18 protein-coding genes and 1 tRNA gene are annotated in these 20,628 nt (G+C 70.8%); 8 read left to right on the plus strand and 11 right to left on the minus strand.

The genetic code is table 11. From position 1 onward, the window contains the following. Nucleotides 1-8: 8 nt before the first annotated feature. From ER308_RS03460 to ER308_RS03490, 7 genes are all read right to left on the minus strand, one after another. Nucleotides 9-974: an endonuclease/exonuclease/phosphatase family protein gene (locus ER308_RS03460; RefSeq protein WP_131153701.1), complete on the minus strand. Its 966-nt coding sequence runs from the start codon at nucleotides 972-974 to the stop codon at nucleotides 9-11. Between the two features lie 104 nt (nucleotides 975-1,078). Beyond that, nucleotides 1,079-2,458, minus strand: coding sequence for an exo-beta-N-acetylmuramidase NamZ family protein (locus ER308_RS03465; protein WP_205745876.1), 1,380 nt, complete (start codon nucleotides 2,456-2,458; stop codon nucleotides 1,079-1,081). Nucleotides 2,459-2,628: 170 nt separating this feature from the next. Continuing rightward, the gene (locus ER308_RS03470; RefSeq protein ID WP_131153702.1) at nucleotides 2,629-4,524 is read right to left on the minus strand and encodes a glycoside hydrolase family 3 protein; all 1,896 of its coding nucleotides are present in this window, start codon (nucleotides 4,522-4,524) and stop codon (nucleotides 2,629-2,631) included. Nucleotides 4,525-4,558: 34 nt separating this feature from the next. Further along, nucleotides 4,559-6,331, minus strand: a complete 1,773-nt coding sequence (locus ER308_RS03475; protein ID WP_131153703.1) for a serine hydrolase domain-containing protein — start codon at nucleotides 6,329-6,331, stop codon at nucleotides 4,559-4,561. Between the two features lie 451 nt (nucleotides 6,332-6,782). Then, the gene (locus ER308_RS03480) at nucleotides 6,783-7,397 is read right to left on the minus strand and encodes a peptidase inhibitor family I36 protein (protein ID WP_165491787.1); all 615 of its coding nucleotides are present in this window, start codon (nucleotides 7,395-7,397) and stop codon (nucleotides 6,783-6,785) included. Nucleotides 7,398-7,492: 95 nt separating this feature from the next. Further along, a complete protein-coding gene (locus tag ER308_RS03485; protein ID WP_131153705.1) occupies nucleotides 7,493-8,587 on the minus strand; it encodes a hypothetical protein in 1,095 nt (364 codons plus the stop codon). After that, complete coding sequence (locus ER308_RS03490; protein ID WP_165491788.1) at nucleotides 8,584-9,132, minus strand: RNA polymerase sigma factor; 549 nt, start codon at nucleotides 9,130-9,132, stop codon at nucleotides 8,584-8,586. The genes ER308_RS03485 and ER308_RS03490 overlap by 4 nt, the downstream gene beginning before the upstream one ends. A 243-nt stretch (nucleotides 9,133-9,375) precedes the next feature. Here ER308_RS03490 and ER308_RS03495 point away from each other — a divergent pair. Both ER308_RS03495 and ER308_RS03500 read left to right on the plus strand, forming a co-directional pair. Next, nucleotides 9,376-9,458, plus strand: a tRNA-Leu gene (locus ER308_RS03495). Between the two features lie 217 nt (nucleotides 9,459-9,675). Continuing rightward, nucleotides 9,676-11,457, plus strand: coding sequence for a potassium channel family protein (locus ER308_RS03500; protein ID WP_131153707.1), 1,782 nt, complete (start codon nucleotides 9,676-9,678; stop codon nucleotides 11,455-11,457). A gap of 98 nt (nucleotides 11,458-11,555) precedes the next feature. Here ER308_RS03500 and ER308_RS03505 read toward each other — a convergent pair whose 3' ends face one another. After that, complete coding sequence (locus tag ER308_RS03505; protein WP_165491789.1) at nucleotides 11,556-12,452, minus strand: LysR family transcriptional regulator; 897 nt, start codon at nucleotides 12,450-12,452, stop codon at nucleotides 11,556-11,558. Between the two features lie 115 nt (nucleotides 12,453-12,567). Here ER308_RS03505 and ER308_RS03510 point away from each other — a divergent pair, with 115 nt between their 5' ends. The 4 genes from ER308_RS03510 to ER308_RS03525 all read left to right on the plus strand — a co-directional run bounded on the left by ER308_RS03510 (nucleotide 12,568) and on the right by ER308_RS03525 (nucleotide 16,004). After that, the gene (locus ER308_RS03510) at nucleotides 12,568-13,578 is read left to right on the plus strand and encodes an aldo/keto reductase (protein WP_131153709.1); all 1,011 of its coding nucleotides are present in this window, start codon (nucleotides 12,568-12,570) and stop codon (nucleotides 13,576-13,578) included. 214 nt (nucleotides 13,579-13,792) lie between these two features. After that, the gene (locus ER308_RS03515; protein WP_131153710.1) at nucleotides 13,793-14,815 is read left to right on the plus strand and encodes a sigma-70 family RNA polymerase sigma factor; all 1,023 of its coding nucleotides are present in this window, start codon (nucleotides 13,793-13,795) and stop codon (nucleotides 14,813-14,815) included. Between the two features lie 184 nt (nucleotides 14,816-14,999). Beyond that, nucleotides 15,000-15,530 carry a GyrI-like domain-containing protein gene (locus tag ER308_RS03520; RefSeq protein ID WP_131153711.1) on the plus strand — a complete coding sequence of 177 codons (531 nt, stop codon included), beginning with the start codon at nucleotides 15,000-15,002 and terminating at the stop codon, nucleotides 15,528-15,530. Between the two features lie 108 nt (nucleotides 15,531-15,638). Continuing rightward, nucleotides 15,639-16,004 (plus strand): VOC family protein, encoded by a 366-nt coding sequence (locus ER308_RS03525; protein ID WP_131156881.1) that lies wholly within the window; start codon nucleotides 15,639-15,641, stop codon nucleotides 16,002-16,004. 163 nt (nucleotides 16,005-16,167) lie between these two features. Here ER308_RS03525 and ER308_RS03530 read toward each other — a convergent pair whose 3' ends face one another. Continuing rightward, nucleotides 16,168-16,545: a DUF488 family protein, N3 subclade gene (locus ER308_RS03530; protein ID WP_205745878.1), complete on the minus strand. Its 378-nt coding sequence runs from the start codon at nucleotides 16,543-16,545 to the stop codon at nucleotides 16,168-16,170. A 504-nt stretch (nucleotides 16,546-17,049) separates the two neighbouring features. Between ER308_RS03530 and ER308_RS03535 the strand changes: the two genes are divergently transcribed. Then, entirely contained in the window at nucleotides 17,050-17,574 is a 525-nt protein-coding gene (locus ER308_RS03535) for a VOC family protein (RefSeq protein WP_131153712.1), read from the plus strand. A 132-nt stretch (nucleotides 17,575-17,706) separates the two neighbouring features. Further along, entirely contained in the window at nucleotides 17,707-17,934 is a 228-nt protein-coding gene (locus ER308_RS03540) for a hypothetical protein (RefSeq protein ID WP_131153713.1), read from the plus strand. Between the two features lie 15 nt (nucleotides 17,935-17,949). Here ER308_RS03540 and lhgO read toward each other — a convergent pair whose 3' ends face one another. Together lhgO and ER308_RS03550 are read right to left on the minus strand one after the other, a co-directional pair. Beyond that, a complete protein-coding gene (gene lhgO, locus ER308_RS03545; protein WP_131153714.1) occupies nucleotides 17,950-19,146 on the minus strand; it encodes an L-2-hydroxyglutarate oxidase in 1,197 nt (398 codons plus the stop codon). Between the two features lie 191 nt (nucleotides 19,147-19,337). Then, entirely contained in the window at nucleotides 19,338-20,615 is a 1,278-nt protein-coding gene (locus tag ER308_RS03550; protein ID WP_131153715.1) for a class I SAM-dependent methyltransferase, read from the minus strand. Nucleotides 20,616-20,628 lie beyond the last annotated feature (13 nt).

Consider the following 20,628-nt stretch of genomic DNA (forward strand, 5'->3'; position numbering starts at 1 on the left):
CGGCCGCGTCAGCGCAAGCCCGCCCGCCCCGGGTCACGATCGAACGTCAGGTCGGCGACCACCGGGAAGTGGTCCGACGCACCGCTCTCGGGCACGTGAGCGTGCTCGACCTCCATGTCGGGGCTCGCGAGCACGTGGTCGATGCGGCGGTCCGGGTCGAGGTCGTAGGCGGTGTAGCCGTCGCCCTCGCCGGCGACCTCCCAGGCATCGGTGAACACGTCGAACAGCGGGACGATCGTGTCCTCCGGCCAGTCTCGATCCTCGTTGAGGTCGCCGAGCAGCAGCGTCGTGTCAGGGTCATCGTCGATGAGCTCGAGCATGTCGACGACCTGCTCGGCACGGACGTCGATGTCGATCTGGCTTCCGTTGCTGCTCGACTGCAGGTGGGTGTTGAACACCTGCACGTGAGTGCCGGCGACGTTGATCGTCACCTCACCGAACCCCGGGAAGCGCTCCGGCTCGGGGTCGTCGCCGACCCAGCGCGCGTAGCGCATGATCTCGTGGTTGTGCTCCTCGATGATCGGATAGTCGCTGAGGATCGCCGTGCCGTACTCCTCGCGCTGCTGCTGTCCCGGCGGTGGGTCGGTATCCGCCGGCTCGAAGCTGTAGATCGGCGCGAACACCACGTGCATGTCGAGCCGGTCGGCGAGCTCGCCCGCCTGATCGCGGAAGTCGCTGCGCTCGCCCCAGTGCACGTCGACCTCCTGCAGGCCCACGACGTCAGGGTCGGCCTCGTCGATGACGTCGGCGATGCGGGAGACGCTCACTTCGTCGTCCACACCGCGAGCGTGCTGGATGTTGTAGGTCATGGCGCGCAGGGACTGCTCCTGCGGCGGACCACGGTCGGCAGCGGTCTCGGGGGCCTGTCCGGCGTGCGCGTGGCTGGCGGCCGCGGCGACGAGCAGCGCCGTCGCTGCCGCCAACACCCCGGCGAGGACCGAGGCGGGCATGTGGGGGGCGATGGTCCGGCTCATTGCGGTCCCTTCGACGCATCGGGCTGCCCGGGGGCACACGGTGACGCCCCGGGCGAGGCGAAACGCGTGGGGGCGCCGCCTGGGCGCCCCCACGGCGTGGAGGCTCAGTAGCGGCGGTAGGCCTCGGCGGTGTCCTCGAACTCGACGAGATCGTCCTGCCAGCCGTCGACGATCTCGTCGGGATCGACCCCGTCGTCGAGCTGCCAGCGGACCTCGCGATCGCCGCTGAGCTGGTCGATCCAGCAGGTATCGTCCGGTCCGTCGCAGGTGCCCCAGAAGTCGGGGTCCTGCTCACGCCACACGGTCTCGTCGTGCAGGTCGAAGAGCGCGTCGAGCATGTGGATGCCGGTGCGCACCGACTCGAACGCGTGCGGGTCGGTGACGTGGACCTGGACGCCGCCGACCATCTCGTCCTCGTACCAGCTGAAGCTGGGGGTGAGGAACTGCGGGCGGAACGTCACGCCCTGCAGGTCACGGCTGTCGAGCTCGTCGGCGAGCTCGGTCGCCTCGACGTCCTCGAGCCACGGCGCGCCGGTGAACTCGAACGGCTTCGTCGTGCCGCGGCCCTCGGAGTAGTTGACCGACTCCATCAAGCCCATGCCGGGGTAGACGAACGCGGTGTCCTGGGTCGGCATGTTCGGCGAGGGCAGGACCCACTCGAGGTGGTCCCAGTACTCGTCGAAGTTGTCGGGGTCGTAGCCGTTCATCTCGACGACCCCGACGTCGACGTCGTAGTCGATGAACTCGCCGTCGAACAGCTGCGCGAGCTCGCCGACGGTCATGCCGTGCTGCAGGGGGATCTCCCGCAGGCCCACGAACGACGACAGGTCCGGGTCGAGGACGGGGCCGGCGGTCTCGTCGCCGAGCGGGTTCGGGCGATCGAGGACGAGGAAGTCCTTGCCGTACTCGCCGGCGGCGTCCATCGCGTAGTACATCGTCCAGATGTAGGTGTAGAAGCGGGTCCCGACGTCCTGGATGTCGAACACGAGCGTGTCGACGTCCTCGAGCATCTCCTCGGTGGGCCGTTGGGTGTCGCCGTACAGCGAGTGGACCTCGAGGCCGGTGCGCTCGTCGATGTAGCTGTCGACGTGGTCGCCCGCCTCCGCGCCACCGCGGATACCGTGCTCGGGCGCGTACAGGGCGGTCACCTCGAAGTCGCCCTCGTCCTCAGCGGCGACGAGCTCGTCGACGATGTGGTCGAGGTCGCGGGTCACCCCGGTGGGGTTGGTGATGATCCCCACGTCCTGCCCCTCGAGCCGGTCGAGCTCCTCGTCGAGCAGCACTTCGATGCCGAGCTCGAGGTCGCCCGGGGCGTCTCCCGGCGGTCCCGGGACCCCATCGGGGGGGCCGTGGCCGGGGGTGTCGTCCGGTGGCGAGGCGGACAGCGGCGCCACGCCGAGTGCGATGATCCCGGCAAGGCCCAGGGCGAGCACGCTCAGGCTCGCCCGCAGTAGCCACACGCGTCCGGTCGTGGAGTCGGCCATCGTTGCTCCTCCTGTCAGCAGCCGATCTGCTCGGCCGTCGGCTCGGCGGTGGCGTGGTCGTGACCACATCATCGCCCGGTCCACCCCCGTCGCTCTGCTCTCGGTCGCAGCGGTCCCGAGGTCGTGGCTCCCGGGACCGTGGCCTCCGCGGCTCCTCGTGCCGCGACGGCTCAGTCGTCGTAGGAGAGGCCGTGCCCGAGCGGGTACAGCACCTCGTCGGGGTCGTCGGCCCGGGGGATCTCGACCGGCAGCGCCCCGCTCGGGTCCAGTGCCCCGGTCAGCACCCGCGCGGTTGCCTCCACGGAGACATCCGCGAACGAGTAGGCGGCGAGCGCCGCGTCGACATCGGGAGCCTGCGCCACGTCGTACGGGTTGCGCACCGCGACCGTCACGACGTCGGCGTCGGCGTCCTCGAGCGCCGCCACGAGGTCCTGCTGACCCTGGGTGGGCTCGAAGCCGCTCGACATCGTGGTGACCACCGCGGTACCGCGGGTCTCGGCCTCGTCGACCGCCTCGGCGATCTCGGCGTCGCTCGGCGCCTCGCCGGTGTGCTGGCGCTCGATCTCCACGCCGAGGTCGTCGAGCTCGCCGGCCAGGGTCTCGGTCGTGCCGATACCCCAGCCGGCCACCAGCGCTTCGTCGCCGGCGTCCAGCGGCAGGACGCCGGCGTTGTGCAGCAGGGTCACGCTCTCCTCGCCCGTTTCCCTGGCGATCTCCTCGTGTTCGGGCGCGCCGACGATCTCGTCGAGCCCCTCGTGGTCGGGGTAGGGCTCGTCGAACAGGCCCTGTCCGAACTTCGCGCGCAGGATGCGGAACACCGACTCCTCGATGCGCTCCTCGGAGAGCTCGCCGGACTCGACGGCGTCGATGACGCCCTCGTAGGCCATCTCGAGGTCGGCGGGCATCAACAGCACGTCGGCGCCGGCCTGCAGGGCTTCGACCGCGATCTCGTCGTGCTGCTCGTCGAAGGGCTCGACGATCCCGGCCATGTCGAGCGCGTCGGTCACGATCAGCCCGTCGTAGCCCATGTCCTCGCGCAGCAGCCCGGTCAGCACGTGCTCAGAGACGGTGGCCGGCTGGTCCTCGTCGATCGCGTGGACGACGATGTGCGCGGTCATCACCGCGTCGGCGCCGGCGTCCATGCCGCGGGCGAACGGCGGGAGGTGCACGTCCTCCAGCGTCTCGCGGTCGTAGGTCACCGCGGGCAGGTCGAAGTGGCTGTCGAGGTCGGTGTCGCCGTGGCCGGGGAAGTGCTTGATCGTCGACGCGACACCCCCCTCGTTGAGACCCTCGACCTGGGCCTCGACCTGGCGGCCGACGAGATCGGTGTCGCCGCCGAACGCGCGGACGCCGATCACCGGGTTCATCGGGTTCACGTTGACGTCGGCGATCGGCGTGTAGTTCTGGTTGATGCCGACCGCCCGCAACTGCTCGGCCGTGGCGGTCGCGGCCGAGCGAGCGAGCTCGGGGTCGTCGGCCGCGCCGAGCCCCATCGCCCCGGCCGAGCGGCTGGCCGGCTCCGGCATGCGCTCGACCACGCCCTCCTCCTGGTCGATCGAGATCGACAGAGGCACCGAGGACCCGTGCCCCAGGGCGGCCTGCTGCAGGCCGTCGGACAGCTGTGCGATCTGTTCCACCGAGTTCAGGTTGTCGGTCCAGGCGAAGTAGATGAGCCCCCCGACGTGGTACTCCTCGACCACCTCGGCCGGCGTCTCGACGCCGTAGCGCGACTCGTTGATCGCGCGCGCGTCGTCGGCGTGTTCGCCGTAGACGTACGGCACGAAGAGCTGGCCGACCTTCTCCTCGAGGCTCATCCCCGCGATCACCCGTTCCGCCCAGCCGGGCCGGAAGTCGCCCGGTTCGTGCCCGGGCGGCGTGCCGTGCCCAGGCGGCGTGCCGTGCCCGGGCGGTGGGCCCTCACCCACGGGATCGGCCGCCGCCGCGCTGCCCGCGCCGGCAGGGGAGGCGGCACCAAGAGCGGCGGTCGCCGCGGACAAGAGCAGCAGGGCGGCGGCCAGGACCGCAGTCGCCGCGAGGACGGTGCGTGACGGGGTGACAAGACTCATGGCCGTGGGCTCCTCCGTCGCAGGTGACACGTCGCTACTCGCTGGCCCGAATCCAGCCGTCGGCCTCCCACCGCGACTGGTCGTGCGGGTTCTGGTCGTTGAAGATGGGGCCACCGCTCGGCCCGTCCACGCGGGCACGGTCGACGTAGACCCCGCGTCCGGCGGCCAGCGCATCCGCGCTCATCGTCAGCCGCAGATCCGTGGCCCCGCGGTGCGCATCGAGGTCGAACGTCGCGTCCCACCAGCGCCGCTCGCCGGAGCCCTCCACGACCCCGTCGCTCGAACGCTCGGCGTCGCCGGACCGCAGGGTTCCGGGCAGCGGTTCCCACTCACCGTCGCTGCGGGCCTCGACCCGCAGCTCCCCGTCGTCGGGCAGCTCGAACCAGAGGTCGAGGTCGAGGGTCGCCTCCCCCTGCTCGGGCAGGTCCAGTGGCACCTCGAGGGTCGCGTCGATCTCGGGGCCGAGGCCGGCGTACCAGGCCTCGTTCTGGGTCTGCGGGGCAACCGGCACGGCGCGGGCGGCAGCGCGGGCGAACTCGCGGCGCTGCGGGTTGATGCTCGGCCCGTCGCGGCTGGGATGCACGCGATTGGTGACGAGCACCGCGAACGCGTCCGCGTGCGGGTCGATCACCAGCGAGGTACCGGTGAACCCGGTGTGGCTCACGGTGTCCGGCGACCACATCGCGTCCTGCAGCCACCGCTGACCTCGCTCGAACGCGAGCGCCTGACCGGGCTCGCCGATGTCGGCGAGCTGTTCGGACATCATCGTCTGGACGGTCGAGGCCTCGAGGATCCGCGCATCGGCGTAGCGCCCACCGTTGAGCAGCGTCTGCGCGAGCGCCGCGAGGTCCTCGGCGGTGGAGAACAGACCGGCGTGGCCGGCGACGCCGCCCAGCGACCACGCGTTCTCGTCGTGCACCTCGCCGTGGACGACCCCCCGCTCCGCGAGCGGCTGATGCTCCGTCGCCGCGATCCGATCGATGAGCTCCGCGTCGGGGTTGAAGCCGGTGTCGTCCATCCCGAGCGGGCTCGTGATCCGTTCCTCGATGACCCGGTCGAGGGGCTGGCCGGTCTCCTCCTCGATCAGCGCGCCGAGCGCGATGAACCCGAGGTCGCTGTACGTGCGCGCGGTACCGGGCTCCGCGGTCGCCTCCGCGGTCAGGGCGGCCTCCATGCGCTCGTCGGGGCTGTCGTACTGGGACCACAGGGGCAGCCACGCGGGCAGGCCACCCGTGTGAGTGAGCAGGTGGCGCACGGTGACCTCGTCCTTACCCCCCTCCGCGAACTCCGGCAGTACCTCGGCAACGGGTTGATCCAGCTCGAGCGCGCCCTCCTCGACCAGTTGCATGACCGCGATGCCGGTGAACAGCTTGGTGAGCGAGGCGAGGTCGACGATCGTGTCCTCGGTCATGTCGCGCTGCTCGTCCTCGGGCAGCTCGGTCGGCGGATCGTCACCGAAGCGGACCGCCTTGCCGTGAGCCTCCTGGAGGGCAACGACGCCGTTCCGAGCGACGACCCCCACCCCGCCGGGGTACGCCAGCGGCTCCGATCGCGTACCGGCGGCGATCGCGGCGCCCGCCCCGTCGAGGTGCTCCGCGACCAGATCGGCCTGGTGCGGCTCACCCCACCGAAGCGAGCGGACCGGTTCCTGAGCTCGGTCCCAGGGATCGTCCGCGCCGTCCTGAGCCGTCGCGTCCGACGCGCTGCCCCTGGCCAGGGTGAGACCCATCGCCAGGGTGAGCATCAGGGCGCTGACAAGGACGAAGTGGGTAGTGGTCTGTACCTTTCCGTCCGGTCGAGACCGCATGGCCGATTCCTCGAAGGTGGGGGATAGCACGTGAGAACGCCTTCATAGCGGCGGGATCGGACCCTAGGAGCGCCCCTGGAGGACCGTCAAGGCTTGTGCGAGCGGTCTATATCAGCTGCCCCATGGCATGGTTGCTCTAGACCAATTCGGATACCCTCTGTAATCGCCGCAACGCCGTCCCGCGGATCCGAGCAGGTGTACTGCAGCGTGCAACCTCACGATTACGAGCCGTCGTCGCCATCGGGTCGCCCTTACGGGGCGCACATCGTGGACACGACAACGGCAGCCGACGCCACCAACCAGTCGACCCTCATCGACGAGGAAGCGCAGGGCGAACCCCGTCAGGAGCTCCGGTCAGGCGTGCGCCGTTCGCACGCCACGCGCAGCCGAGCCCGCCCGCAGCCACCACGAGGCGACGGTCTCCGTCGACCGCACCGTCGCGGCCGCGATCTCAGAGGTCGACGCGGGAGATCCGCCCCCGGTAGATGCCCATGTTCGAATCGCTGCTGAACGCATTGGCGGCGAAGCCGGCACCGGAACAACTGTACGCCGACCGGTAGTTGCCCACCACGCCGCTGCGGTTGTTGACCCACGACTGCGCCCGGTTCTCGAAGCTCCACTGGCTGAGTGCCTGGCAGCCGCTCGACGTGGACAGCACCAACTGCTGACCGGAGAAGCCGGTGCTCGAGTAGAGGCAGTAGGCACCGCTCGGACAGCTCGCGGCGGCAACACCCGGCTCGTCGACGGCCTCGGGATCGTCCACGAGCGCCTCAAGCTCCCGGTCGCGCTGCTCGCCGTGCTCGGCGTGGTGCTGCGCGAACTCCCGGAGGCTCTCGAAGCAGGTGGTCGACTCGTCCGTGACGTAGCAGATCTCGGCCCCGCCCCAGTCGGGTTCCTCGGCGAGGTCGATCTCGGCCCCGTCGTCGCCCGCTGGTGAGATCGGATCGTCGGCCGCGTCGCTGGCCGCAGCCGACCCCGCGGTCGCCATGGTGAACAGCAGCGCGAGGCACGCCCCGACCAGCGGAGCCGCGAGCCGCCGCAGTGTGAGAGTGTCGAAGGTGTGCACGTGCGTCCCTCCCCCGTCGCGGACGCGAGGCGTACTGGAGAGCATAGAACAGTTCCTGCTCACACGTCGGACCACGACGGGGCAGACGCCGCCGATCAGTCGATCGTGCGGTCCCGCTGCGGCGTCTCGCCGAGGCTCCCGCTCGTCCCGCTCGCGAGGAGCCATTCTCCGTGGATGACGTCCCCGGGTTCGAGGCCGTACTCCTCGATCGGCTGCAACAGGACCTCCTCGTAGCCCACGAGCTCGCCAGTCGCGCGATGGAAGTGCAGTTCGTGACGGCTGTTCCAGGCCGCCCCTTCACGGTCGATCCCGATGGCCACGATCTCTCGGCCGTAGCGATCGGTCGCCGTTCCCAGAGCTTCGGTGGGCTCCAGCTCCGCGAACGCACGAGCGGCCGCGTTCCGCACTTCCGCGGGGGTGAACCCCCCGAGGTAGCTCACCAGCAGGCCGGCCAGCCGTTCGTGATCGCCCGGGTGGACCTCGTACGCGGTCGCAAGCTCGTCGAGCAACACCCGTGGCTCGGGGGGCAGGTCGTGGTCGGCCACCTCCTCCTCCGTGCGCTCGCGTTCCTGCGTCCCTCCCTCGAACTCGCCGGCCGCGTCCGGATCGGTCAGCCGCTCCCGCCACACCTCGCGTTCGTCCTCGGTGAGGAAGGTCGGTGGAGCAAGACGCTCCTCGATGTGCTCCTGCCCGTCGGCGTTCCGCCAGACCTCGCGGTGCTGCGAGACGACCCGCGCGGCCTCCGGGCCCCGGTCGGTCTGCACCAGCCACGCGACCTCGCGTTCCTCGTAGCGCACTGGCTCGTCGCTCCCGAGGACCGGTGCAGGCAACTGTCCGATGAGCTCCTGCGGGTCCCGTCGGTCCTGCGCGAACGCGACCGCGCTGGGCCAGGCCTCCGCCAGTGCGAACTCATCCGGGGCCTCGCTGCCAGGGGCCACGAGGACGGCCGGGAGCACCATCGCCGCAACGATCACGACAGCCGCGACCACGGCAGGCAGGAGCCGCGGTCGCGGACGCACCGCAGGCACAGCCGTGGCCTCGACCCGATGGCCCCGGGTGATCTCGTCCCGCAGCCGCCGCGCATCCTCGTGACGGTGCAGGCCCTGCACCTGCTCGTCGGGGACCGGGTTGACCGGCCCGAGCGCCTCGCGGACCGCCTGTTCGTCGCGACCTCCGACCAGTCCGATCATGATTGCTCCCCCGACTGCACGAACCTCACCGATCCGGGCGCGTCGCCCGGCGGTGACCCGGTGGGCGCCATGAGTTGCGCGAGCCTGCGCCGCGCGCGGTGCAGGCGCACGCGCGTGGTCGCGCGTGAGAAGCCGAGCGCGGCGGCGGCCTCGGCGAGATCCAGCCCCTCCCACGCCACGAGCATGAGCAACTCGCGATCGCGCTCGTTGAGCTGGGCGAGCGCTCGTCTGGCGTCGTCGCGTTCCACGACCCGGTCGCCGGCCTCCGCGCGGTCGTCCGCGCGGTCGTGCACTTCAGCGGGCGGTTCCCGGTCCCGGGCACGCCGTTGCTGCTGCAGCACCCGCCAGGCGATCGAGAACAACCACGGGCGCTCCTCGCCCGCACGCACGTTGTCCAGCCGGCGCCAGGCGACCGTGAACGTCTCCGCGGCGACGTCAGCAGCGGTCTCGCGGTCGCTTCGCCGGCAGGCGTAGGTGAACACGGCGTCGTAGTGCTCGTCGAAGGCCCGCTCGAACCGGCGGAGCGCCTCGGAATGGTCTGACATCGCGTGCATCACCTGTACATGTGACGGACGCTGCCAGCGTTACAGCGCGAGGGCGAATCGGCGACCCCGACTGAGCCCGGCGCCGATCGGCCAATGGCCGCGCTGGTGCGGTCAACAGTGGCGGCTGGCCGCGCTGGCGCCGCGTGGCAACAGTCGTCGGCCCCGGCGTCCGGCATGCGGTCCGAGCATGCGACGTCGACGACGGCGGAGACCGGGCGGGTCGGAGGCTAGTTTCGGAGAGGCGCGCGAGTGGCGGAACGGTAGACGCGCCAGGTTTAGGTCCTGGTGGGCTTTGGCCCGTGGGGGTTCGAGTCCCCCCTCGCGCACGACCTCACCACGGACGTGCTGCCAGGCCGCAGCAGGGCCCACTATGGTGGTGTTGTGCTGCAAACGACGTTCCCGTGTCAAAGACGCCCGACGACCTCAAGCGGCTGAAGGAAGAGATCATGCCGCAGGTCGACGCGATGTAGCTCGACTGCGCACGAGCATGCGGATGGAGCGGCCCGCGTCACCGAACCAGGTCAGCGATGAACGGTGCGAGACGTGAGGCCGAGAACCCGCGCCTTCGGTCTGTCCGCGCAGCGGCTGCGCGGCGTCGGACGGGCCCTCGTCAGCCTCCTCCTCGCGTTCCTCGGTGCGGTCGTGGTCTTCGCGGTCGGGTTCCAACTGCTCATGACCACCGTGGAGGGCCGCGAGCACAGCTGGACCGACGCCGTCTACTGGACGCTGGTCACGATGTCGACCCTCGGGTACGGGGACATCGTGTTCGAGAGCTCCGTCGGCCGCGCGTACTCGCTCCTCGTGCTGATGAGCGGCGCCCTGCTCATCCTCATCCTGCTTCCGTTCACCTTCATTCAGCTGGTCTATCTGCCCTGGCGATCGGCGTTGCGGCAAGCGCGTGCGCCACGTGAGCTGCCCGAGCGAGTACGCGGCCACGTCATCGTGACCGGGCGCACTCCGATGGAGCTGCTGCTCATGCGCCGCGCCCTGTCGATGGGCATGCGCACGACTCTCGTCCTCGAGGATCCGGAGGAGGCTGCCACCCTCACCGACGAGGGCTACGACGTGCTGGTCGGGACCCTCGACGATCCCGCAACCTATCGGGCTGCGCGCGTCGAGGCGGCGAGGATGGTGTTCACCGCCGCCAGCGATCAGGCGAACACGAACGTGGCATTCACCGTGCGCGAGGTGAGCGATGCGCCCGTCATCGTGGCGACCGCGACATCGCGGGACTCGATGGACGTGCTCGACCTGGCCGGCGCGGACCGCGTCCTGCATCTCGGCGACCTGCTGGGCCAAGCCTTCGCGGGACGGATCCTCGCACCCAGTGCCCGCAGCAGCGAGATCTCCCGTTTCGACAACCTCGTGATCGCCGAGGCGTCCGCGGCCGGCACCGAGCTCGTCGGCAAGACCCTCGGCGAGCTCGACGTGCGGGCGCGCTGCGGGGTCTCGGTGGTCGGGATGTGGGACCGCGGCTCGTTGGTCAGCGCGCATCCCGATGCCCGGATCGAGGAGAGCTCCATCCTGCTGCTTGCCGGCACGCGCGAGCAGCTCGACAACTACGACACCGCGATCGCGAACGCTCGGGGAACCCCGAGCACGAACGGTACGCGGCAGCGAGACGACGAGGACGAGTTCGTCGTCGTGCTCGGCAGCGGCCGAGTGGGGCGCGCGGTCGGCCAAGCGCTCGCGGGAGCCGGGATCCCGTTCCGGATCGTGGAGCAACACCGCGAGCGGGTACTGGCCGACCACGACGCGGTGATCGGCAACGCCGCCGACCGCCGAGTCCTCGAGGAGGCCGGGATCGCGCAGGCCTCCGTCGTCGTCGTGACCACCCACGATGACGACATGAACATCTACCTCACCCTGTACTGCCGAAGGCTGCGCCCGGACGCCGACGTCCTCGGACGGGTCGGGCTCGACCGGAACGTGGCGACGATGTACCGGGCGGGTGCGGACTTCGTGCTCTCCTATGCCTCGGTCGGAGCCGTCGAAGCGTGGAACGCGATGCAGACGCATCCCACGCTGTTGCTCGCCGAGGGACTGGTGGCCTTCCGTGAGCCAGTGCCCCCAGAGCTCGTGGGAGTGCCCTTGTCGCGAACCCAGCTTTCGGCGTCGGGCTGCGTCGTGGTCGGGATCGTGCGCGACGGCCAGTGCCACACCGACGTGTCCGCGGACGAGCCGCTTCCGGCCGATGCCGACCTCGTTCTCGTCGGCGAACCCGAGGCCGAAACGCGCTTCCACCTGCGCTACGTCGCCGCGGGAGGATCTGCGCGCAAACTCCGCCGCTTGCGCAGGTTGACCGCACGGGACAACCCCGGGTAGCCGTCCATCGGGACGCGGCGGATCATCGGCCCGCACTGACCCACGGGCGTGGGGGTGGGAGCCCTGGTCGAGGTTGCCCGCCGTCGGGTCGGGCACGGTCACCCCGGTAACCGGGCGTCGACGACCTCGTTGGCGACAGCGAGGAAGTGCGCGAGCGCAGGGGCATGATCCTGCTCGGCCCAGGCCAGCACGAGCTCCCAGTCCGGCAGGTCGTCGGTGAGTGGTCGAAACGCCACGGCCTCCCCCGGGTCCGGGGTCGGGGAGATCACCAGCGACACGCCGAGGTCAGCGGCAACGAGCGATACGAGGGTCTGGACGTCGCGCGCCTCATGCACGATGGACGGGCTGAAACCCGCCTGGCGGCACAGGCCCACGATCGTGTCGTGGACCTCGGGGCCCTGGGGTCTCGCGTAGAACACGAACGGCTCGTCGGCGAGGGCAGCGAGCGGGATCTCGGCCCGTTCGGCGAGGGGATGTCCACTCGGCAGCACTGCGACCAATGGGTCGAGCGACACCGGCCGCGTCCGCAGCGGCTCGGGAAGCGGCCCCCGCGGGCGCATGAGACCGACGTCGAGTCGACCCTCCCGGAAGGCCTCGAGCTGCACGCGCGTCGGCATCGGATGCGCGTCGAGCATCACGTCGGGATGGGCCTGCCGGAAAGCCCGCACGATCCTCGGGAGCGCCTCGAACGTCGCGGACTGGACGAACCCCAGCCGCAGCGTGCCGAGCTCGCCGCGGTGGGCACGGGCGACGTCGCGAGCCAGGTCGCCAGTCCGGGACAGCAGCTCGCGCGCACCCGCGAGGAGGGTCTCGCCGGCGGGCGTCAATGCGAGCCGCCGGCGGGCGCGGGAGAACAGCGTCGCGTCGAGGTCGCGTTCCAATGCGGCCATCTGACGGCTGAGGGTCGGCTGGGTCACGTGCAGTCGCTCGGCTGCCCGACCGACGTGTTGCTCCTCGGCGACGACCACGAACGCCTGCAGATAGCGCAGCTCCATGCCTGGATGATGCGTTCGTTGCATTGTTTCTGCAACAAACTCTCATTGGACGTATGAGAGGGTGCTGCGTAGCGTCATCCCCACCGAGCACGGAGTCGGCACCAGGGAGGCAGAGATGCAGACGATGACGCTGGGCGGCAGCGGCGAGCAGGTGAGTCAGGTGGCGCTGGGGTGCATGCAGATGGGCACGCGGCAGGACGAGGCCACGTCCTTCGCACTGCTCGACCGCTACACCGAGCGCGGAGGCAACTTCCTCGACACGGCGAACTGCTACATGTGGTGGCATCGCCGAGGCATCGGGGGTGGTCAGAGCGAGGAGCTGCTGGGTCGGTGGCTCGTGCGCCGCGGCCGCCGTGACGACGTCTTCCTCGCGACCAAGGGCAGCGGCATGGTCACCGACCCGAGCGCCGCGTTCACCGAGGACGAGGAGCCGGACTGGAACGCTGCGGGGCGCCTGTTCGAGGGAGCTGGGGGTGAGACCCTGCATCGTGCGATCGATGGCAGCCTCCAGCGTCTGGGAACCGACTACGTCGACCTCTACTACGTCCACGTCGACGACCGCACCACCCCCCTCGAGGAGACACTCGAGGCGTTGGACGACATCGTGCGCGCCGGCAAGGCCCGCTTCATCGGCTGGTCGAACGTGCGCACGTGGCGTCTGGAGCGGATCCGCCAGCTGTGCGATCGACACGGGTGGCAGTCGCCGGTCGCGGTGCAGCAGCGACACACCTACTTGCGCCCGCGCATCGAGCGCGACCAGGCCTCGAACGTCGACGGCGAGCAACTCGACTACCTCGCCGAGCACGACGATCTCACCCTCGTGGCCTACTCGCCCATCGTCCAGGGCGTCTATGACGTAGCGGACAAGCGCGAGGGACCGGGTCTGATCGACCTGTATCGCGGACCCGATACAGACGCGCGCCTCGCTGCGGTCGACCGGGTCGCCTCCAAGGTCGGTGCGACCGGCTCGCAGGTGGTGCTCGCCTGGCTGCTCGCCCAGCGGGACCCCCGCGTGATCCCGCTCATCGGACCGCGCACGCTCGAGCAGTTCGACGAGCTCATGGCCGCCCTCGACCTCCGGCTCGAGGGCCCGGTGCTGGCGGAACTCGACACCGCCGGGGCTTGAGCAGGCAATCGGCTGCGACACGGCGCGACCGCGGCGATCGATCGGGGCCGGCGACGTACGGCAAGCGTCGTGGGGCCGGCCCCGAGCCTGGTCGCGCCGGTGCTCGGCCGCGCGCGGGCTGGTAGGAATGAGCGATGAGCCGCGGGCAGCTCGGGCGTCTCAACACCGGGGACCCAGCCGACGACCGACGCGCGCCGAGCGACCCGGAGGGGCCATGACCGCGACCGAGGACGAACTGACCGGATGGGCCGAGGCGCACCGACGTGAACTCGTCGCCCACTGCTACCGGATGCTCGGCTCCCCGTTCGACGCCGAGGACGCGGTCCAGGAGACCTTCGCGCGCGCGTGGCGCCGGGTCTCCCAATACGACGCTCGGCGCGGGTCGCCCCGCACGTGGCTGTACGGCATCGCGACCAACGTCTGCATCGACTGGCTGCGCGGGCGCACCCGCCGAGCTCGCGCGGAGGACCTCGGCCCGCCGACGGCTCCCGACGCGCCGCTCGGCACGCCGCTGCCCGTCGACCGCTGGGTCGAGCCGCTGCCGGAGTGGCCCGTCGGCCACGCGGACGAGGCCGACCCCGCAACGGTCGTCACGACCCGGGAATCCGTACGTCTCGCGTTCGTCGCCGCGCTGCAACGCCTCGCACCCCGTCAGCGGGCCGTGCTGCTGCTACGTGACGTGCTCGGGTGGCGTGCCGCGGAGACCGCCGAGCTCCTCGGCACGACGACGGCGGCGGTGAACAGCGCGCTGCAGCGCGCCCGGACCACGCTCGCCGACACGGACGCACGAGAGGGGGAGGGTGGCGAGCCCGCCGACCCGCGCAACACGAGGCAGCGTGAACTGCTCGAGCGTTACCTCGCCGCCTTCGAGCGCTTCGACGTGGACGCCCTCGTCGGGTTGCTGCGCGAGGACGCGACCATGTCGATGCCCCCGTTCGCCTGGTGGCTCGCCGGCCGGGAGGCGATCGAGCACGCGTGGCGCAACGCCGACGGGGCCTGCGACGGCACCCTGCTGCTCCCGATGGTCGCGAGCGGTGCACCCGCGTTCGCCCAGTACGTGCCCGACGAGCCGGGCGGACCCCCGCGGCCGCGGGCAGTGGTGGTCCTCGACACCGCCGGCGATCGGATCCGGGGGATGAGCCTGTTCCTCGACACCCCCCGGCTGTTCCCCGCGTTCGGGATCCCGCTCGACCCAGAGGCCGTCGCGAAGGCGCGCGATCAGCTCATGCCGGGGTAGTGGCGGAGCGCGTCGCGTGTCAGTCCCGCACGCGGCGCGGGAGTGGTCCCCGTCCCCCGCAACTCCCGTCGTCGTGTACCTCCTCCCCGTGGCTCGTGCTGGCCGGGGTGCAGTGGACCGATGAGTCGACCCAAGCCCGGTCGTATCCATTGACGTAGGATCCACCAACCCGGAGGTTGCAACGATGAGCCAACCACGTATCGAGGTCCGCGACGCCCAGCCGTACGCCGGCATCCGCACGCAGGCGACGTTGAGCGAGTGGGGCGCGGTCAACGCTCTCGTCGGCGAGGTGATGGGCTGGGTCGCCGCGCACGACCTCGCCGTCGACGGTGGGTCGCCCCTCGGCTTCCGCGTCCCCGCACCCCTCTTCCGCTACTACGTCGTGGGCGACCACGAGACGCCGTTCGACGTCGAGGTGGGCGTCCCGGTGCGCACGCCCATCGACGGGGACGGTCGTGTGCAGGGCGGCACGATCCCCGGCGGCTCGTACGCGATCATCACGCATCACGGTCACCCCGACCGGTTCGAGGAGTCGTTCGCCGCGCTCGAGACGTGGCGCGCCGCCGAGAACCGGCAGTGGGACGTACGCGACGAGGGCACCACCCGTGTGTGGGGCAGCCGCCTCGAACAGTTCCTCACCGACCCGACGGAGCAGCCGGACCCGGAGACGTGGACGAGTGAGATCGCGTTCCGCCTCCACGAGGGGACGGGCTGATCCGGCCTCGTGACGCCCTCGCCGCCCGGATACATGATCGTCGTCGCCGAGTCGAAGAGCCCCGGCCGGCCGTGACCATTGCTCGTACCGACAAGAACGGGGATGCGCGTGATCGACCACATGTCCATCCAGTGCGGGGACGTCTCCGCGAGCGTCGCCTTCTACGACCGCGTGCTCGAACCACTGGGCTGTACGCGGGTCATGGAGTTCGACGAGGTGATCGCCTACGGGACCGATCACCCGGCGTTCTGGCTCGGACCGCTGGTGTCCGGGGAGCCGAACCGCGAGGTTCACATCGCGTTCGCCGCCCCGGACCGCGACGCGGTGCGGGCGTTCTTCGACGCCGCCATCGCACTCGGCGCTCCCATGCTCCATGAGCCACGCGAGTGGCCCGAATACCACGACCAGTACTTCGGTGCGTTCGTCCGCGATCCCGACGGCAACAACGTCGAGGCGGTCTGCCACTGGGGGTAGTGGCGTCTCCGGCCACGCTTACGAGCGGGGGTCGCGGCCGATGGGGGCGCCGAGGGCCGCGGCCGAGGGAGCGCCCAAGGGTCGCGGCCGATGGCGCCCAGGGTCGCGGACAGAACCTGGCGGCTCACGTCGACACCCAGACGTCCTCCCAGGGCCAGCACGGTCAGTCGTGCTCACCAAGCGCTGAGCGGACACGCTCAGCGAGCACTTCGGCGTGGGAGTGCTCGAGGTCGCGAGTGGCGGTCAGGAGCGTCACGCGACCGGCACGCGTGCGTTCGATCAAATCGGCAAGGTGCTCCGCGGCGGGCGAGGCGTCGAGCTCGGAGTGATAGCGGCGACGGAACTCGTCGAACCTCACGGGGTCGTGGCCGTACCAGCGTCGCAATTCGGTCGAGGGCGCGACCTGCGGCAGGTGCGCGTCGAGCGCAGCGTCCGCCTTGCTCAACCCACGCGGCCACAAGCGGTCCACCAGGACGCGCTGGCCCTCGTCGGGTCCCGGTTCGTCGTACACGCGTCGGAGGCATACGTCCCTCAACAGCACACCTTCCGGCTACGGGGAGGCGCTGCCACCGCGGCCACCGGTGCGGCCACCGCCGATCGGCCGAGACCCGCGGCCCGCCGACCTCATCGGCCCGGCATGCCGAGGACAGGGTTGAGCCCGTGCGGCGGCCGCACGACCGGGCTGCACCCAACCGTTCGGTTCAAGGCAGCGCAGCATCTTGCACCAGGTTGTCATCGACTCGCGATTCGCCGTTGCACCAGATCGACCTCTACAAGCGAGCGCAAGATCTTGCACTCACCGGTCGTACGCACTCCGGTGCAGGCGCTCCAGGTCCGGCTGACCGACAGGAGCGCACGCCAGGCGCACGGCCCTGCCGGTGCAGGCGCTCCAGGGCCGGCTGACCCACAGGAGCGCACGCCAGGCGCACGGCCCTTGCCCTTCTCCAGGCGGTGATTCATGGCGCCAGCCCCGCATATAGTTGACACGTCAATAAAAGGCGCTATCGTCGGCTCATCAGATGCTCGAAGAGCCAGAGAGGTCGCCATGCCCATCACCCGCCTCAATCACGCGGTGCTGTTCGTCGCCGACGTCGACCGCAGCGTCGCGTTCTATCGGGACGTCCTCGGGTTCACCGTCGTGCCGATGACGCCCGAGGGGTTCAAGGCCGCCTTCCTGCAAGCGCCGGGATCGACCAACGACCACGACCTCGGGCTGTTCGAGATCGGGACGAGCGCCGGACCGTCGCAGGCGGGACGACAGACGGTCGGTCTCTACCATCTCGCCTGGGAGGTGGACACGCTCGGTGAGATGGCTCGACTCCACGACCGACTGACCGACGCCGGCGCGCTGGCCGGAGCGTCGGATCACGGCACGACCAAGAGCCTCTACGGGCGCGACCCCGACGGCCTGGAGTTCGAGATCGCCTGGATCGTGCCCGCCACGCTCGTCACCGACGAGGACCGGGCGGCCCGCAAGCGCATCGGCCGCTTGGACCTGCCCGCCGAGCAGGCCCGCTACGGGACGGACACCGTCGGAGGCATCGGCGTCTCGGTGCCGAGCGCGGGCTAGCGTCACGGCTCGAACGGCGCCACTCGCCGGGACGTTCCACCACCGCCGCGCCAGGACTTCGCGCGCCGACCGCCCCGCAACGTTCAGCGCTTAGGGGTGGTGACGGTCGCGAGCATCGGGCACAGTCCGGCCATGTCGAAACAGACCCAGCGCTGGAGCGACCTCGAGCCGCGGCAACGCAAGATGATCGTCGCCGTCAGCCTGATCAGCAACGTGTTGCAGGCGATCATGCTCTGGGACCTGTGGCGGCGCCCCGCCTCACAGATCCGTGGCAGCAAGCGCTCCTGGGTGGCGGCCTCGTTCGTGCGCCCCTTGGGTCAGATCGCCTATGTCGTGTGGGGGCTGCGCCGCGACGAGTAGGCGCCCGCTCGGGCCTCACGAGAGCGCGGTCCGATCCAGGATCTCCTCGGCGATGGCGAGGGCCGAGGTCGCCGCCGGTGACGGTGCGTTGCGCACGCAGAGGACCCCGTCGCGGCTCGACAGCCAGAAGTCGTCCACCAACGAGCCGTCCCGCGCGACCGCCTGCGCGCGCACGCCCGCCGGTCCCGGCATGAGGTCCCGGGCCCGCAGGGCGGGCACGTACTGGCGTGCCTGCGTCGCGAACGCCTGGCGGCTGGCGGAGGTCAGCACCTCCCGAGCCCCGACCCGCCAGTGCCGCCGCGCGAGGCGCCATAACCCCGGCCAGGCGAGGGTCTCGCGCACGTCACGGCCGACGAGATCGGTGCGCCGGTACCCCTCCCTCCCGAGCGCGAGCACCGCGTTCGGTCCGACCAGCACCCCCCGGCCCACCGTGCGCGTGAGATGCACGCCGAGGAACGGGGTCCCCGGGTCCGGCACCGGGTAGATGAGCCCCCGGACGAGATGCTCGCGGGCAGGGACGAGCCGGTGGTACTCGCCGCGAAACGGCACGATCCGCGGCTCGGGCGAGTCGCCGATCTGTTCGGCCAGGCGGTCGCTGTGCAGGCCGCCCGCGAGGACGAGCTGGTCCACGCGTCGTCGTTCCTGCCCGTGGCGCAGCACGATGTCGGCCGCTCCACCGCCGCGCGTCTCGATCGCGGTCACCTCCGAGCCCGTTCGCACTGCGCCGCCGAGGTCCTGCACGTCTCCCGACAAGGAACGGGCGACCGCCCCGAAGTCGACGATCGCGGTGTGGGGCGAGTGCAGGGCGGCGATGCCGCTGGCGTGCGGCTCGATCCGCTCGAGCTCGTCGGCGCCGACGAGCTCGACATCCGGCACCCCGTTGGCCGTCGCCCGCTCGTGGATCCCCCGCAGACGGGTCAGCTCGGCCTCGTCACGAGCGACGACGACCTTGCCGCACGCCTCGTAGCGGATCCCGCGCTCCCGGCAGTAGGCGTGGAGAAGGCCGACGCCACGACGGCACAGCCGCGCCTTCAGTGAGCCGGGCGTGTAGTAGAGGCCCGCGTGGACCACCCCGCTGTTGCGCCCCGTCTGGTGGTGTCCGAGGGTCCGTTCCTTCTCGAACACCGTGAGCTCGCTGTCGGGGTGTCGCCGCAGGAGCTCCCGAGCGACCGCGAGACCGATGATCCCGCCGCCGACGATCCCTATGCGCATGGCGCCTCCGCAGGTGTGCTGGCCACCGTCGGGCTCACGCGACGGTCGGCCCGGCTCGCCCGGGTGACGCCGGCGGCCACGCGGCTGGCGAACAAGTCGATTGCCGCGCGAGCCCCACTGCCCACGCGGCTGGCGGACGAGTCGATCGCCGCGCGAGCCCCACCGCCCACGCGGCGACCGTGCTCATGGACTCAGCTCGCGGGAGCCACCGGCTCCGAGGGTGCCGGCTCGGGAGTGGCGGCCTCCCAGTTCGGCCGCAGCGCCATGCCGGAGTCGCCGGCCTCGGTCCGCACGGCCAGCACCTGGTGGAGCTGGATCTCGTCGCGCTCGAAGGCCAGCTGGCACCCCGGCATGTAGAGCCGCCAGATCCTGGCCTTGCGCTCCCCGGCCTCGGCGACGCACTCGTCCCAGTTCGCGTTGAGGTTCGCGGTCCAAGCGGCGAGCGTCTTGCCGTAGTGCTCACGCAGGTTCTCCTCGTGGCGCACCTCGAACCGACCCTCGTCCTGCATGACGCGCACGATGTGCCCCAGGCCCATCAGCTCGCCGTCCGGGAAGACGTAGCGGTTGATGAACCCGCGCTTCTTCACCCGCGGGTCCGTGTTGCGCGGGCGCATGATGCAGTGGTTGAGCAGCCGCCCACCCGGACGGAGCTTGCCGTACAACGACTGGAAGTATCCCACGAGGTTGGCCTTGCCGATGTGCTCGGTCAGCCCGATCGAGCTGATCGCATCGAAGTCGGACTCGGCCACGTCCCGGTAGTCGAGGTAGCGCACTTCCGCGAGATCGGCGAGGCCGGCCTCCTCGATGGCCTCCTGCGCCCACTCGGCCTGCGCACGGGACAGGGTCACCCCGAGGGCCCGAACCCCGTAGTGCCGAGCGGCGTGTATGACCATGCCGCCCCATCCGCAGCCGACGTCGAGCAGGCGCATCCCCGGGCGGAGGGCGAGCTTGCGCGCGACCAGGTCGTGCTTCTCGTGCTGGGCCTCCTCGAGGCTGGCGTCCTCCCGGGGGAACACCGCGCACGTGTAGGTCATGGACGGGCCGAGCACGAGCTCGTAGAAGCGGTTGGACACGTCGTAGTGGTGGCTGATCGCCGCCGCGTCCCGGCGCTTGGAGTGCCGCAGGCCCCGCAGCTTCGCCTCCTCGGGCGGGCGTTGTGCGCGCTGCCTGGCGTGCCGTGTCGCCTCCCCCGCCAGCTGCTTCCAGTCGGCCTTGCTCAGGCGCTTGAAGTGTGGCTCCTGAAGCTCGCGCAGCAGCGTGTACATGTCCCCGTGCACGTTGATCTCGCCGTCGACGAACGCCCGAGCGAGGCCGATCTGCCCCGGCGCACGAACGAGGTGAGCGAACGCCCTCGGGGAGGCGACCTCGAAGTGCACCGGCGCTTCGTCCGGCCCCGCGGTGCTGCCGTCGTAGGCACTGAAGCGAACCGTGCCTTCACCCGCCAGTCGATGCATCACGTCTGCCAACATCGCGACCCCTCCT

The organism is Egibacter rhizosphaerae, from assembly GCF_004322855.1.
In the GTDB taxonomy this organism is placed as follows: domain Bacteria; phylum Actinomycetota; class Nitriliruptoria; order Euzebyales; family Egibacteraceae; genus Egibacter; species Egibacter rhizosphaerae.

Excerpts from the sequence above, each read along its gene's own strand:
- ER308_RS03460 (WP_131153701.1), bottom strand. The coding sequence starts at position 974 with ATGAGCCGGACCATCGCCCCCCACATGCCCGCCTCGGTCCTCGCCGGG.
- ER308_RS03465 (WP_205745876.1), bottom strand. The coding sequence starts at position 2,458 with ATGGCCGACTCCACGACCGGACGCGTGTGGCTACTGCGGGCGAGCCTG.
- ER308_RS03470 (WP_131153702.1), bottom strand. The coding sequence starts at position 4,524 with ATGAGTCTTGTCACCCCGTCACGCACCGTCCTCGCGGCGACTGCGGTC.
- ER308_RS03475 (WP_131153703.1), bottom strand. The coding sequence starts at position 6,331 with ATGCGGTCTCGACCGGACGGAAAGGTACAGACCACTACCCACTTCGTC.
- ER308_RS03485 (WP_131153705.1), bottom strand. The coding sequence starts at position 8,587 with ATGATCGGACTGGTCGGAGGTCGCGACGAACAGGCGGTCCGCGAGGCG.
- ER308_RS03490 (WP_165491788.1), bottom strand. The coding sequence starts at position 9,132 with ATGTCAGACCATTCCGAGGCGCTCCGCCGGTTCGAGCGGGCCTTCGAC.
- ER308_RS03505 (WP_165491789.1), bottom strand. The coding sequence starts at position 12,452 with ATGGAGCTGCGCTATCTGCAGGCGTTCGTGGTCGTCGCCGAGGAGCAA.
- ER308_RS03510 (WP_131153709.1), top strand. The coding sequence starts at position 12,568 with ATGCAGACGATGACGCTGGGCGGCAGCGGCGAGCAGGTGAGTCAGGTG.
- ER308_RS03515 (WP_131153710.1), top strand. The coding sequence starts at position 13,793 with ATGACCGCGACCGAGGACGAACTGACCGGATGGGCCGAGGCGCACCGA.
- ER308_RS03520 (WP_131153711.1), top strand. The coding sequence starts at position 15,000 with ATGAGCCAACCACGTATCGAGGTCCGCGACGCCCAGCCGTACGCCGGC.
- ER308_RS03535 (WP_131153712.1), top strand. The coding sequence starts at position 17,050 with ATGCCCATCACCCGCCTCAATCACGCGGTGCTGTTCGTCGCCGACGTC.
- ER308_RS03540 (WP_131153713.1), top strand. The coding sequence starts at position 17,707 with ATGTCGAAACAGACCCAGCGCTGGAGCGACCTCGAGCCGCGGCAACGC.
- lhgO (WP_131153714.1), bottom strand. The coding sequence starts at position 19,146 with ATGCGCATAGGGATCGTCGGCGGCGGGATCATCGGTCTCGCGGTCGCT.
- ER308_RS03550 (WP_131153715.1), bottom strand. The coding sequence starts at position 20,615 with ATGTTGGCAGACGTGATGCATCGACTGGCGGGTGAAGGCACGGTTCGC.